Consider the following 13,409-nt stretch of genomic DNA (forward strand, 5'->3'; position numbering starts at 1 on the left):
GACCCCGGTGCTCGCCTCCCTCAGGCCCGACGCCTTGCTGATGTCGGAGCGTCCGCGTGCTACTTCGCGATGGCCTCGCGGACGGACGGCACGATCTCCTGGGCCCAGCGGGCCAGCGTGGTGAGGTCGGGGGCGCCGTGGCCGGGGGAGAAGAGGACGAAGCCCGAGGCGTCGTGCTCCAGCACCGCTTCGGTCAGCTCCTCGACCCACTGCCCGACGGAGCCGCCGATCCAGCGTCCGTCGTGGTCGCGGGTGGCGGGCAGCGGACGGTCGGTGATGCGGCCCGGGAAGTTGTAGATGGTACGGATCTCGCGCGGGTCGCGGCCCACCGCTGCGGCCGCCTCGTTGATGACGGGCCGCGAGGCGCGATACCGCTCGCTGCGCCAGTCGGCCGCGTGGCCGGGGATCCAGCCGTCGGCCACCCTGCCCGTGGCGGCCAGGGATTTGGGACCGTTCGACCCGGTCCACACCGGGGGCGCGGCCACGGGGGCGGGCTCGATTGCGCGCACCCGGTAGTGGCGTCCCTCGTGGGTGACCGGCGCGCCGCCGCCCGACAGCTTCCGGATCAGGACGATCGCCTCCTCGAAGGCGTCCACGGCGTCGCCGGGGGTCTGCCGGGGCACGCCCATGTCGGTGATGCGGTCCCACAGGCCGCCCGCGCCCATGCCGAGCACGACGCGGCCGTTCGACAGCGCCGACAACGACGTCACCGTCCTGGCCAGCATGGGGGCGGGCCTGGTCGGCAGGTTGGTGACATTGGCGAGACCGGCGATGTGCCGCGTGCCGCCCAGCAGGAAGCCGATCGTGGCGTAGGCGTCCAGGCGTTCGCCGAGATAGGGATGGTCGGACAGCGAGAAGAGATCGAGCTCGTCCCGGTCGGCCTGCTGAACCATGCGCAACAGCTCGGGCAGGTCCTCGAAACCGGAATGCGCGCCGAAACCGAACACCACATCAGATGCAGACACAGTATTGCCTTTCATGCTTCAGACGGAGAAAGAAGGAGAGGTCACCAGGCGTACGCCTCTGGTGCGGGTTTGGGGCCGTGGGGGCCGGGCGGCGGGAACAACTCCTCCAGCCTGGCCAGGGTCCCTGCGTCGAGGGTGATCGCCGCGGCGTGGAGCGAGCCGTCGAGTTGCCCGGCCGTACGGGGCCCGACGATCGGCGCGGTCACCCCGTAGTGCCGCGCCGCGGGCAGCACCTCCAGCTCCGCCCAGCGGTTCATCAGGTTGTAGATCGACTGCTCGGCGACCAGCCCGAGCGCGTGTCGCGCCCGTGCCGCCTCCTGGGCCCGCGCGAGGTGCCAGCCGGCGAAGTTGGACGAGTCGAAGTAGAGCACCTTGCCCTGTTGCCGCAGGACGCCGAACGCCTCCCAGATCTCCTCCCACGGCGTTTTCCTGTCGATGTGGTGCATCTGGTACAGGTCGATGTGGTCGGTGCCCAGCCGCCTGAGTGAGGCGTCGCACGCGCGTCTGATGTGCAGCGCGGACAGGCGGCTCTCGTTGGGCCACCGCCCGGTCGGGAGGTAGAGCTTGGTGGCCAGGACGGTCCTGTCGCGCCGGCCGTCCCCTTGGGCGAACCAGCGGCCGATGATCTGCTCGGTGCGGCCGTCGGCGTAGACGTCGGCGGTGTCGAAGAAGTTGATGCCGTGCTCGTGGGCGCGATCCATGATCGCGTGGCTGTCTGGTTCGGACGTCTCCGTCCCGAAGTTCATCGTGCCCAGGGCCAGCCGGGACACCGACAGGCCGCTTCGGCCGAGCTGGACGTATTCCATCTCAGACCACCGGCGGCTGCTCGGCGAAGCGGTTGCCGACCAGGCCCTCGGCGGCCGACGCCGCGGGGTGGCCGCGACCCCCAATGATCAACACCATCGTGACTCCAACCAAAACCAGTTCGTGCCCCGAACTATAGTCGTTCGTATCGCGAACTGCAATGGCCGAGTACCAGGTTGTCGGTGCCGCATGGCATGCTGCCTGACATGGCGGGAACCGATCCAGCACTGGTCACCCTGGTCCTCGGCGACGAGGAGCTGCTTGCCGAGCGGGCGGTGGGTGCTGTCGTCGCGGCGGCGCGGGCCGGCGATCCGGGGGCCGAGGTGCATGACCTCGTCGGCGGAAAGGTCGCCACCGGCGAGCTGACCCACCTGACCTCGCCCTCGCTCTTCGGCGACCGTTCGGTGGTCGTCATCCGCTCGGCGCAGGACCTGCCGAAGGACGTCATCACCGAGGTGGTGTCCTACACGAAACAGCCCTCCGACGACACGGTTCTCGTGCTGGCGCACCCGGGTGGGGTGAAGGGGAAGGCGCTGGTCGACGGGGTGAAGAAGGCCGGGGCCAAGGTGGTGACGATCAACAAGGTCACCAAGGCCGGCGAGCGGCTGGAGTTCATCAAGGGCGAGGTCAAGCGCGCCGGGCGGAACATCGCGGGCGACGCGGCCCAGGCGCTGCTCGACGCGGTGGGCAACGACCTGCGGGAGCTGGCGGCGGCGTGCAGCCAGCTCGCGTTCGACACCGAGGACAAGACGATCAGCGCGGCGGCTGTGGCGCGCTACCACAAGGGGCGGGCCGAGGTCACCGGCTTCAACGTGGCCGACTCGGCGATCGAGGGGCGCCTGGCCGAGGCCCTGGAGCAGTTGCGCTGGGCTCTGGGCACCGGTGTCGCGCCGGTGCTGCTGGTGAGTGCGCTGGCCGGTGGGCTGAGGTCGCTGGCCAAGGTCGGGAGCGCCCCGCGCAACCTGCGCGGGGGGCAGCTCGCCGCCCATGTGGGCATGCCGCCCTGGAAGGTCGACCGGGTCAAGCGCCAGCTGAACGGCTGGGGGCCGGAGGGGTTGTCCCGGGCGATCCAGGCGGTGGCCACTGCCGACGAGCAGGTCAAGGGGGGCGGGGCAGACGCCGCGTACGCCCTGGAGCATGCCGTGCAGGTGATCGTCGCCAGCCGTACGGGCCGGTAGCGCACACCCGCGCAGCGGCGGTCGCGCTTCTCAGGGGAGGCGCAGGGGGCGGAAGAACGCGGTGATGTCGGTCGCCAGCAGGGCTGGTTCTTCCAGGGCCATGAAGTGGCCGCCTCGGGCCGGGGTGTTCCAGTGGCGCAGGTCGGTCAGGGCGCGTTCGGCGAGGCTGCGGGGGAAGCCGGCCACGGAGGGCTCGTGGCTGAGGGTCACGGCGGACGGCACGGTGATGGGCGGCCGGGGAGGGTTGCTCGGCCAGTCGTAGTACGACTTGAACGAGGTGCCGATCGAGCCGGTGGTCCAGTAGAGGGTCAGCATGGTGAGCAGGGTGTCGCGGTCGAACCGGGACTCCAGGTCGCCGTGGCAGTCGCTCCAGGCACGCAGCTTGTCCACGATCCACGCGGCCAGACCGGCCGGTGAGTCGAGCAGGGCGGCGGCGATCGTGTCCGGCCGGGTGAGCATGATCTCGCTGTAACCGCCGTCGCGCTCGTCGTAGGCCGCCTCGGCGTCCAGGAAGGCCTGTTCCTCGGGGGTCAGGGGCGGGACGTCCAGGGACGCGGGGGCGGGCGGGTGGATGAGGTGGATTCCGGTCACCTGGTCCGGATAGAGGGCGCCGAGCCAGCCGACGGCCGCGCCGCCGATGTCGCCGCCGAAGGCCCCGTAACGTTCGTGGCCGAGGACCTCGGTCATGAGCAGGTGCAGCGTGCGGGCCATCGCGGCCCGGGTGAGGGGCTCGTCCGGCAGGTCGGAGTAGAGGAAGCCGGGCATCGACGGGATCACGACGTCGAAGGAGTCGCCGGGGTCGCCGCCGTACCGGACGGGGTCGGCCAGGCGTGCTGCCAGGGGCAGCATCTCCAGGAAGCTGCTCGGCCAGCCGTGGCAGAGCAGGACGGGCAGCGGCGCGCGGCCGGTGCCGGGGATCCGGACGAAGTGGAGGTCTCGTCCCTGGACGGGGGCCGTGCAGTGGTCCAGCTCGTTGAGGCGGGCTTGCTGGGCGCGGAAGTCGAACCCGTCGGCCCAGTACGCCACCAGTTCCCGCAGGTAGGCCGGGTCGGTGCCGCCCTCCCAGGGGCGGGGGTCCAGCGAGCGGGTGAATCTGGTGTTGCGGAGACGGGAGCGCAGGTCGTCGAGTACGTCGTCGGGAACGTCTATGCGGAACGGCGTCACGGCCATGTGGTCTCCGATGTCGGAAGTGTCCATCCCAGCATGGGTATCACCGGACGCCTGCCGGCCTCAATGCAATTGATCGGAGTTCGTCTCCACGTAGAGCAGAAGCTGTTTGAGCAGGTTGTCCAGGGTGTCCTGGTCGGCGGGGGAGAGGGCGTTCACCATGGCCGTCTCCAGCACGGCCAGGACGGCCATGGCGTCCATCCAGCGGTCGTGACCCTTGGGGGTGAGCTCGACGTCCACCCGGCGGCGGTCTTCGACGCTGCGCACGCGGCGTACCAGACCGGCCTTCTCCAGCGTGTCGAGGCGGCCGGTCATGCCGGCGGGGGAGAGCAGCAGCTCGGCGGCCAGCTCGGTCGGGGTGGCCGTGCCGTTGTGGGCGGCGAGCCTGTGGAGCGTCTGGAACTCGAAGTCCTGGACGCCGGTCTGGGCCAGCGCGGCCGCCTTGGCGTGGCCAAGGTGTTTCACCAGCGCCTGCATGCGGGTGACGATGCCCTCCGTCCGCTCGTCGAAGGGCGCCTTGCCGCGCCAGCGGGCCAGATGACGATCGACGGAGTCCTCCACAGGACGGGATCATACGCCACCAAGTAATTTGTTGACGAAACATTCGCTGACGAAATACCTTCTGCGTCATGTCGTTCTCATCGATCGCCGCGCCCAGGAACCGGCTGCTGGCCGGACGCTGCATGTCCGCGCTGGCCACGGCCATGATCCCGACCACGCTGACCCTGGCCGTGCTGCGCGCCACGGGGTCGGGGGAGGCGCTCGGGCTGGTGCTGGCCTGCGAGATGGTGCCGTTGTTGTTGTTGCTGCCGGTCGGCGGCGTGCTGGCCGACCGCGTCAGGCCCGGACGGGTCGTGCTGCTCGCCGATCTCACGCGATGCCTGGCGCAGGGGCTCATGGCCGTCGAGCTGCTGGCGGGGGTGGATCGGGTTCCCGACCTCGCCGTGTTGTCGGCGGTCTCGGGGGCGGCGATCGCGTTCGGCAGCCCTGCCGTGCCGCGGCTGGTGGTGGCGGTGGTGCCGGGGCCGGAGCGGTTGCGGGTGAACGCCCGGATCGGGGTGGTGACCAGCCTGTCGGCGGTCCTGGGGCCGGCGCTCGCGGGGACGCTCACGCTGGCCGCCGGGCCCGGGTGGGCCGCGGGGGTCACGGCGACGTTGTTCGCCTGCTCGGCGCTGACTCTCGGCGGGGTCCGCACGGCTGCCGGGGCTGTGGGGCGCGAGCAGGTCGCGGGGGAGCCGAAGGCGGTCTCCGGCGGGGCGGCCGGACGGCGGTGGGGGGCCGGGTTCGGGCGGGAACTGGTCGAGGGGTTCGGGGAGGTCAGGAGGCGGCCGTGGTTCCTGGCCTGTGTGCTGTCCCACGGCGTGTGGCACTTCATGGCCGGGTTGTTCCTCACCCTGGGGCCGGTGGCGGCCGTGCAGCGGCTGGGCGGCGAGACCGGCTGGATGATCATCGTGCAGAGCGGCACGGTGGGGCTGCTGGCGGGGGTGCTGGTCGCGCCGCGGTTGCCGGTGCGCAGGCCGCTGGTCGCCGTTCAGGCGGGGGCCGCGCTCTATCTGCTGCCGATGGTGGCGTTGCCGGTGGCCGTGGGGTTCGGGCTGTCGGCCGTGGTGGTCGCGGTGGCGTACTTCGTGGCCATGGTGGGGCTCGGGGTGCTCAGCCCGTTGTGGGAGACGGTGGTGGCCGAGGAGATCCCGGAGGGGGCCTTGGGGCGGGTGCGTTCGTTCGACCAGCTCATCTCGTTCGCGGCGCGGCCGGTGGGGCTGGCCGTCGCGGCGCCGCTGGCGGGCCTGACCGGGATGGGGGTGCTGATGGTCACCGGTGGGATGGTGGTCGCCGTCGCCAACCTCGCCGCCGTGGCGCGCTCGCCCAGGCCCGCGACCCCTCCGCCCGCCGGTGAGCGGGCGGAGAGGGCGGAGGAGGGGCGGGTCAGGTGAGGGACGGTTCGCGGACGACGCCGTCGCTGATCTCCAGCACCCGGTCCGCCAGCGTGATCAGGCTGGGGTCGTGCGTGGCGACCAGCGCCGTCACCCCCTCGCTGCGCACCAGCGCGCGCAGCAGCTCCATGATCTGCCGCCCGGTCTGCGAGTCGAGCTGTCCCGTCGGCTCGTCGGCCACCAGCAGCCTGGGCCGGTTGCCCAGGGAGCGGGCGATCGCCACCCGCTGCCGCTGCCCGCCCGACAGCTCGTACGGCCGCTGGTTCATGTGCTTGTCCAGCCCCACCAGCGCCAGCAGCAGCCGCACCCGCTCCTCCCGCTCGGCGGACGGCACGCGGGCCAGCCGCATCGGCACCCCCACGTTCTCGGCCGCCGACAGCACGGGGATCAGGCCGAACGACTGGAACACGAAGCCCACCACGTCCCGGCGCAGCGCCAGCAGGGCGTCCTCGGACATGGACGTGACCTCGTGCCCGGCCACGACGACCCGTCCGGCGTCCGGCCGGTCCAGGCCGCCGATCTGGTTGAGCAGCGTGGTCTTGCCCGACCCCGAACGTCCGCGGACCGCCACCAGCTCGCCGGGGAACACCTCGAAGGACACCTCGCGCAGCGCGACGACCTCCTTGGGCCCGCTCCGGTAGACCTTGCGGACCCCCTCCACCACGACCAGGGGCTCATTGCTCATGGGAGGGCTCCTCTCGGGCGGGCCAGACGCCGATGTGGTCGGATTCGAGTTCGAGGCGCACCCGGCGTTCCATGTGCAGGGCGTTCATGAAGTCGCGGGGGAGCTGCAGGCGGCCCACCCGGTCCAGCACGGCGTACTCCTCGGCGACGATCTGCCCCTCGGCGCCCTCGCGCCGCAGCGTCTCGCTGCTGGTACGTCCGTCGCGGATGCCCACGGTGCGGTCCACCTGCTCCGACACCAGCGGGTCGTGGGTCACGATGACCACGGTCACGCCGAGCTCCCGGTTCGCCTTGCGCAGGGAGTCGAAGACCTGCTCGGACGTCTCGCTGTCCAGCTCGCCGGTGGGCTCGTCGGCCAGGATGAGCTGCGGCTCGTTGGCCAGGGCGACGGCGATGGCGACCCGCTGCTGCTCGCCGCCCGACATCTCGGGCGTGCGGCGGTCGGCGCAGTAGCCGACGCCGAGGAGCTCCAGCAGCTCGCCGGCGCGGGCGCGGCGCGCCCGGCCGCCGCCGGCCAGCTTCATGGGCAGCTCGACGTTCTCCCTGGCGGTCAGGTACGGCAGCAGGTTGCGCGCGGTCTGCTGCCAGATGAAGCCCACCACGGACCGCCGGTAGCGCAGCCGGTCCTTGGCGGTCATCGCCAGCAGGTCGGTGCCCGCGACCCTGGCCACCCCGGCGGTCGGCACGTCGAGCCCCGACAGCACGTTGAGCAGCGTGGACTTGCCCGACCCGGACGCGCCGACGATGGCCACCAGCTCGCCCTTGTCGATCACCAGGTCGAGGCCCTGCAGGGCGACGACCTCGACGCCCTCGGTCTTGTAGATGCGCACGAGGTTGTCGCAGACGATGTGCGCGTCGGCGCCGAACGCGGTCTTCTCCCGCGTGGCCTTGGCTTCCAGCTCTGACAGGGTCGGGTTCATGTGAGGTCCCCCACTCGAAGGACGGCGCCGATGCTGCGACGGCGGCTGATGGCGGTGTGCGTGTACGCGCCGAGCACGGCCACGACGGCCAGCCCGGCCGCCAGCGCGGTCGGCGTGATCAGGTCTAGGGAATAGTCGCCGACGGGCAGGTCGCCGGCGTAGGAGGACAGGTCGACGCCCGGCCCGAGCGCCGCGGGCAGCCCGAGGCCGAGCAGCAGGCCGGCCAGGGCGGTCAGCAGGATCATCGGCATGATCTCCAGGACGGTGAGCCGCTGCGCCTGCCGGTCCGACAGCCCCAGCGTGCGCAGGAACGACAGCGCCCTGGCCCGGTCGGCCGCGCCGATCACCAGCGAGAGGATGACGGCGACCAGCGCGTACGCGGCCAGCGCCACCGTGACCACGACCAGCGTGGTGCGCACGGTGCTGGTCAGCGGGTCGTCCTGGATGGCGGCCAGGGCCAGCGCCTGGGACTCCACGGTGCTGAGCGGGACCAGCCGGCGCAGCTCGTCGAGCGCGGGGTTGCCGCGGATGAGCACGGTGTTCACGGCTGGCCGCACGAGCGAGTCCATCGGCAGGATCATGAACTTGCCCTGGCTGTAGAAGCCGGGCACGGAGGTGATCAGACCGCCCTCGGGGACCTTGAGCCGCGACTGCCAGCCGATCTCGTACGTGCCCCGCCCCTTGAGGTCGGGCGAGACGAAGGCGCCGCTCCCGGTGGGCACGCCGATCGGCGCCCCCGCCAGCAGCCGCCGCCACTCGGGCAGGCTCACGGCGATGGCCTCGGCGCGCTCGGCGCCGTACCCGACCTGGACCCGGCCGGTCTGCGCGAGCACGACCTGCTCGACGCCGGCGACCTTGCGCACCCGCTCGATCGCGTCGGCCGGGATCTCGACCCGGGACGTGATCTTGACCGGTGCGCCCACCTGCTGCCAGGACGCCAGCCGCTGCGTGCTCACCAGCCCGTCGGAGATCACCGCGGCGAACACCGACACGCCGAGCGCGGGCAGCAGGATCAGCACCGGCAGCACCGACGCGGAGCGCGCCCTGGCCGCCCTGGTCAGCCCCAGGAACGGCACGGCTCCGGGCCGCCGCGCGGTCAGCCGGACGAGCAGCCGCAGCGGGTACGGGTAGCAGCGCAGGATGATCACCGCGGCGGCGAGCGTCAGCGCGATCGGCACCACCAGCAGGAACGGGTCGAACCCGGCCGAGGCCGTCAGCCCGCGGGTGCGCAGCAGGTACGCCCCGACCAGCGCGAGCACCACCACCAGCACCTCCAGCGTGAGCCGGCGGGCGGACGGGCGGGCGGTGCTGACGTCCGCACGCTGCTCGTGCAGCGGCACCCGGTGGGTGACCGCCAGCCCGGCGGCGGTGTACCCGACGGCGGCCAGCATCACCAGCAGCGGCCCGACGTGCACGATCGGCAACACGGGCCCGGGGACGAACCAGGACAGCCCGTACCCGGCGAGCCCGGCGGGCACGACGGCGAGCGCGGTCAGCGCCGCGCCGGTGCCCGCCACCTGCGCCAGCGACCCGCCACGCGCCCGCGTCAGCGCCAGCGTGTGGTCCAGCCGGCCGGAGAGCAGCTGCACCGCCAGCACGATCACCCCGACCGCGACCAGCAGCAGCCCGCCGAGCATCAGGTACATCACGGTCTGCGCGGTGGCCTGGCCGGCCAGGAAGTCCGTCAGCAGCTTGGACAGCGCGGTCAGCACCCGGTACGGGCTGTACGAGCCCGACGCCTGCAACCCGATGACCCGCTCGAAGTCGCTGAGGGCCGCCTGGAGGTCGGTCGCGGCCAGCGCGTCGGCCTTGTCCGGGGCGATGGGCAGCACCCAGTAGTAGGACAGGTTGCGCCCGTCGCCGCTGAGCGCGGTGAGCCCGTCGTCGGACATGATCGTCGTGATGTGCTTCTCGAACTCCAGCTTGCCCGGCGGCAACATCCTGGTGACGGTCAGGATGTCGCTGTTGTGGCTCCAGTAACGGTCGTCGGCCTTCTTGGCCCTGAACGCGCCGACCAGCTTCACCGCCACGTAGTGGCTCTCGCCGAGCACCTTGACCTGGCCGATCTTCAGGTCCATCGCGGTCAGCGCGGACTCGGTCAGGCCCACCTCGATCAGCGGGATCGTCTCGCCCTCGAAGCGCATGGTCGAGGGCTTGCCCGGGGCCTGCCCCTGGACCCAGTCCACCCGCCGGTCGGCGTCGGACAGCCAGCCGAGGTTCATGAACATGGTGCCGCCCGAGCCGTGGATCGGGGTGACCTCGGTCTTGGCGCTCATGTGGCTGTCGCCCGTGCCGGCGGGCACCACCAGCGACCGCAGCTCCGGGGGCAGGAGCTGGCGCCAGCGCCGGTCCCTGGACTCGAACTGGTCGCGCTCGTGCAGGTCCTCTTCCTTCGACATCGACCCGACGGTCACGGTCAGGTCGGCCTGCTCGGCGGACGCGGACCTGAGCGCCTGGCGCAGCGCCTGGTCGAACGACGCCTGCATCGCCCTGGGCAGCCCCGCGACGAGCAGGCAGGCGCTCAGCGTCAGCACGAAGAGCACGGCCACCGCGCCCAGGTGCGTACGGGCCAGCAGCGGGATCCTCACTGTTCCTCCCGAATGCCGAGACCCTGCCTGCGCAGGTTGCGCGCCAGTCCGGCGACGATGGCGAGCAGCACGGCGGCCACCCCGGCGAGCATGGCGCCCGTGGCGCCCCACGGGATGTCGAGCACCACGCCGGGGGTGACCGCCGACGCCTGCCCGGTCAGCACGATGTGCGGCACCACGAGCATGCCCACGACCACGGCCAGCCCGGTCCCGGCCGCCAGTGACAGCGCGATCACGAACGTCTGCTCGATCGCCAGCATCCCGAACACCTGCCGGGAGCTCACGCCGAGCGCCCGCAGGATCGCGAACTCGTTCATCCGCTCGCGGGCCGCGACCGCCGCGTTGACCAGGAAGCCGAGCGCCGCGAACACCAGCGCCGCGATGAAGCCCAGCATCAGCGCGCCCTGCAGGCCGCTGGCCAGCGGGTCGTCCTGCATCTTGGCGGCCAGGGCGCGCTGGTCGATCGCGGTGACGTCCCAGGCGGGACGGCTGCTGAGCGCCGCCGCCGCCCGGCCGTCGGGGGTGGCGAGCCACCATTCGGTGGCGGGCCTGGGCAGTTGTGCCGCCGCCAGATCCTGCGCCTGCATCGTCCCCCAGTCGGCCAGTACGGCGTGTTGCCCGGCGGTCGTCGTCGGCATCGTCTCCACGACGGCCACGACCTTGACGTCCATCACCCTGCGGTCGATGCTGGCCCGTCCCACCTGGCCGACGCCCAGCTTGAGCGACTCCGCCAGGCCGGCGGTGAGCACCACGGGCAGCGGCCCCTGGACGGGCGGCGACCCGAAGACGGCCGTCGCGGGCTGCCGCCCGGCCGCCTTCACCGACACGGCGGGCGCGGTCACCGGCCGCCCGTCGGCGCTGATCCCGGTCACCGTCAGACTCCCGCTGCCGGAGGCCGGCGCGCTCACGACCAGCCCGCGCAACGACAGCGGGTACGTGATCTTCCCGCTCCGCCCCGCCAGCGCCGCGAGGTCCACGTCGATGCTGTTCTCGCCCTTCTTCAGCACGCCCAGTGACACGTCGCGCCACACCCCGAGCGCGTCGGACAGGACCAGCCGCACCGGCAGGTCGTCGTCGGTCGTGGCGCGCAGGGTGAGCGCGGCCGGCTGTCCCGGCAGGTCCAGTTTGCCCGCCTGCGGCCCGGTCAGCGCCCGGGAGATCTCCGCGACGGGCCGGTCGGCCAGGTCGGGGCGGAGCTGGAACAGCGTGCCGAGCTTGGCCGCGTCGATCCCGATGAGGATGGCGTTCTCGCTGCTGACCTCGGTCTGGCCGCGGAAGACCGGCGAGGCGGCGGTCACGCCGGGCAGGGCGGTGAACGCCGTGCCGCGGCCCAGCGGGCCGAGCTCCGGGGCGTCCGGCGGGCCGGACAGGCGCAGGTCGGCCCCGGCCTGGTGGCGGGCCTGGTCGAGCTGGGAACCACGCCACGTGGCGGCGGTGGCCATGGACACGATGCCGATGGCGATGGCCATGGTGAGCAGCAGCGCGGGACCGGCGTACTTGAGCGGGCGCCTGCTGACCTGCCACGCGCCGAGCGCCGGGGCGAGGGACGGGCGCCTGGAGGTGATGCGCTCGGCCACCGCGGAGATGCGCGGGACCAGCCGCAGGCCGAGCATGCCGCCGGTGAGCAGGGCCAGCGCGGGACCGGAGATGATCAGCGGGTCGATGCCGAGCCCGCCGCCCGCGGTCGTGGTGACCGGCGCGCCGTAGTGCTGGAGCTGCCAGATCGCGAGGCCGGCCACGACCAGCAGCGCGACGTCGGCGCCCGCGCGCTGGATCAGCCCGCGCCCGCCGCCGCGCCCGCGCGCCGACTGCTCCTCCACGTACGTGCGCCGCGCGCCCGCCAGCGCGGGCAGCACCAGCAGCACCGCCGAGGCCAGCGCCACGGCCACCGACACGAGGAACGTGCCCAGGCCGACCGACGGGTCGAGCCGCACGCCCGACGCCCTGATCCAGGGCAGCCGGCTCACCAGCCCGAGCAGCGGCGGCCCGAGCAGCGGCGCGACGATCGCGCACGGGAGCGCGACCAGCATCGCCTCGCCCCCGGCCAGCGCGGTCAGCCGCATCGTGCCCGCGCCGCGCGAGCGCAGCAGCGCCACCTCCATGCGCCGGTGGTCGGCCAGCAGCCGCGCGGTGAGCATCAGCGCGTACGCCGCCAGCAGCAGCAGCTGCAACACCGGGATCAGCATGGTCGAGCGGGCCACCAGCGAGGCGGTGTCGAGCTGGGTGAGCATCTCGGGCAGGCGGCTGGTGGTCACGCAGCTCGGGCAGTCGCCGGCCTTCAGGTGCGCGCCGACCTCGCCGACCGCCGCGGCCAGCGGGCGCAGCTGGGCCGGCGTCAGCGAGCGCAGGTCGGGCTCGGCGGTCCAGGTGGCGTTCACGTTGGTGGCGAAGCGGCCGATGAACGTCTCACGGGAGACCATCAGCGGCCCGTACGTGGTGAAGTCGCCGCGTTCGACGCCTCTGCTGAGCAGTGTCTCCCCGGTCCAGCGCTCGCCGAAGGGGTCGTCGAGCTGGAACACGCCGGTGATGCGCACCTGGACGGGCTCCGGCGACAGCCGCCCCACGGTGGTCAGCTCCTGGCCGACCTTGAACCCGGCCGCCGAGGCCGCCGAGAGCGAGACCGCCGCCTCCACGCGGCCGTCGGCGGCCTTGGGCCAGGCGCCGGAGACGAGCTTGGCGTGCTGGTCGAGGCCGTCGTAGCTGCCGAACCTGAGCAGTTCGGGCCGCTCCTGCTTCTCCTGGCCGGGCATGGCGTAGGAGTCGGAGCGGAAGCTCGTGGTGAGCGCCGGCGCCTTGGTGTACGCCTTGGCCAGCTCGGCGCGGACCGCCCGGTCGTAGACGGGGAAGGTCTTGCCGGTGACCGGCGCGCTGATCGTCGCGGACGTCTGGCGCAGGGAGGCGGTCTCCATCGTCCTGCGCACGCCGGCGTCGGCGATGGAGGAGGCGTACATGGTGAGCGCCACCAGCGTGGTGGTGGCCAGCAGGATCGAGCCGAACGCGGCCAGGAGGAGCAACGGCTCGCTGAACGCCCGTTTGACGACCAACGGCCCCCGCATGTGTCCCCCTTCGTCCGTTTAGTGAACCCTCATGGAGAGGGCGGACGAGAGGCAAGTGATCTTGTCAAGGGATGCTCAGCCGATACGCGGCGGCGATGCCGATGTGATATCGA

The 13,409-nt window shown here is 72.4% G+C and carries 10 protein-coding genes; 2 read left to right on the forward strand and 8 right to left on the reverse strand.

Going from position 1 to position 13,409, the window contains the following annotated elements; genetic code table 11:
* Positions 1-59 precede the first annotated feature (59 nt).
* Both AB0J76_RS29225 and AB0J76_RS29230 read right to left on the reverse strand, forming a co-directional pair.
* Entirely contained in the window at positions 60-965 is a 906-nt protein-coding gene (locus AB0J76_RS29225) for an LLM class flavin-dependent oxidoreductase (protein ID WP_352322782.1), read from the reverse strand.
* A 41-nt stretch (positions 966-1,006) separates the two neighbouring features.
* Complete coding sequence (locus AB0J76_RS29230) at positions 1,007-1,771, reverse strand: aldo/keto reductase (RefSeq protein ID WP_352322783.1); 765 nt, start codon at positions 1,769-1,771, stop codon at positions 1,007-1,009.
* Positions 1,772-1,975: 204 nt separating this feature from the next.
* On the opposite strand from AB0J76_RS29230, the gene holA reads away from it, so the two are divergent.
* Positions 1,976-2,947: a DNA polymerase III subunit delta gene (gene holA / locus AB0J76_RS29235; RefSeq protein ID WP_352322784.1), complete on the forward strand. Its 972-nt coding sequence runs from the start codon at positions 1,976-1,978 to the stop codon at positions 2,945-2,947.
* A 30-nt stretch (positions 2,948-2,977) separates the two neighbouring features.
* Here the strand turns inward: holA and AB0J76_RS29240 are convergent, their stop codons facing one another.
* Both AB0J76_RS29240 and AB0J76_RS29245 read right to left on the reverse strand, forming a co-directional pair.
* Positions 2,978-4,144 (reverse strand): epoxide hydrolase family protein, encoded by a 1,167-nt coding sequence (locus AB0J76_RS29240; protein ID WP_352322785.1) that lies wholly within the window; start codon positions 4,142-4,144, stop codon positions 2,978-2,980.
* Between the two features lie 33 nt (positions 4,145-4,177).
* A complete protein-coding gene (locus AB0J76_RS29245; protein ID WP_352322786.1) occupies positions 4,178-4,675 on the reverse strand; it encodes a MarR family transcriptional regulator in 498 nt (165 codons plus the stop codon).
* 68 nt (positions 4,676-4,743) lie between these two features.
* On the opposite strand from AB0J76_RS29245, the gene AB0J76_RS29250 reads away from it, so the two are divergent.
* Positions 4,744-6,048, forward strand: a complete 1,305-nt coding sequence (locus AB0J76_RS29250) for an MFS transporter (RefSeq protein ID WP_352322787.1) — start codon at positions 4,744-4,746, stop codon at positions 6,046-6,048.
* On the opposite strand, the gene AB0J76_RS29255 is transcribed toward AB0J76_RS29250, so the two are convergent.
* The 4 genes from AB0J76_RS29255 to AB0J76_RS29270 are packed head-to-tail and all read right to left on the reverse strand — an operon-like array spanning position 6,041 to position 13,296.
* A complete protein-coding gene (locus AB0J76_RS29255; protein ID WP_352322788.1) occupies positions 6,041-6,733 on the reverse strand; it encodes an ABC transporter ATP-binding protein in 693 nt (230 codons plus the stop codon). The genes AB0J76_RS29250 and AB0J76_RS29255 overlap by 8 nt on opposite strands.
* Complete coding sequence (locus AB0J76_RS29260; protein ID WP_364391079.1) at positions 6,723-7,652, reverse strand: ABC transporter ATP-binding protein; 930 nt, start codon at positions 7,650-7,652, stop codon at positions 6,723-6,725. Before AB0J76_RS29260 ends, AB0J76_RS29255 begins: the two co-directional genes overlap by 11 nt.
* The gene (locus AB0J76_RS29265) at positions 7,649-10,240 is read right to left on the reverse strand and encodes an FtsX-like permease family protein (protein ID WP_352324063.1); all 2,592 of its coding nucleotides are present in this window, start codon (positions 10,238-10,240) and stop codon (positions 7,649-7,651) included. Before AB0J76_RS29265 ends, AB0J76_RS29260 begins: the two co-directional genes overlap by 4 nt.
* On the reverse strand, positions 10,237-13,296 hold the full coding sequence (locus tag AB0J76_RS29270) for an ABC transporter permease (protein WP_352324064.1): 3,060 nt from the start codon (positions 13,294-13,296) through the stop codon (positions 10,237-10,239). Before AB0J76_RS29270 ends, AB0J76_RS29265 begins: the two co-directional genes overlap by 4 nt.
* Positions 13,297-13,409: the final 113 nt, after the last annotated feature.

The organism is Nonomuraea sp. NPDC049624 (assembly GCF_040675255.1).
In the GTDB taxonomy this organism is placed as follows: domain Bacteria; phylum Actinomycetota; class Actinomycetes; order Streptosporangiales; family Streptosporangiaceae; genus Nonomuraea.

Excerpts from the sequence above, each read along its gene's own strand:
- AB0J76_RS29255 (WP_352322788.1), bottom strand. The coding sequence starts at position 6,733 with ATGAGCAATGAGCCCCTGGTCGTGGTGGAGGGGGTCCGCAAGGTCTAC.
- AB0J76_RS29260 (WP_364391079.1), bottom strand. The coding sequence starts at position 7,652 with ATGAACCCGACCCTGTCAGAGCTGGAAGCCAAGGCCACGCGGGAGAAG.
- holA (WP_352322784.1), top strand. The coding sequence starts at position 1,976 with ATGGCGGGAACCGATCCAGCACTGGTCACCCTGGTCCTCGGCGACGAG.
- AB0J76_RS29240 (WP_352322785.1), bottom strand. The coding sequence starts at position 4,144 with ATGGACACTTCCGACATCGGAGACCACATGGCCGTGACGCCGTTCCGC.
- AB0J76_RS29230 (WP_352322783.1), bottom strand. The coding sequence starts at position 1,771 with ATGGAATACGTCCAGCTCGGCCGAAGCGGCCTGTCGGTGTCCCGGCTG.
- AB0J76_RS29270 (WP_352324064.1), bottom strand. The coding sequence starts at position 13,296 with ATGCGGGGGCCGTTGGTCGTCAAACGGGCGTTCAGCGAGCCGTTGCTC.
- AB0J76_RS29250 (WP_352322787.1), top strand. The coding sequence starts at position 4,744 with ATGTCGTTCTCATCGATCGCCGCGCCCAGGAACCGGCTGCTGGCCGGA.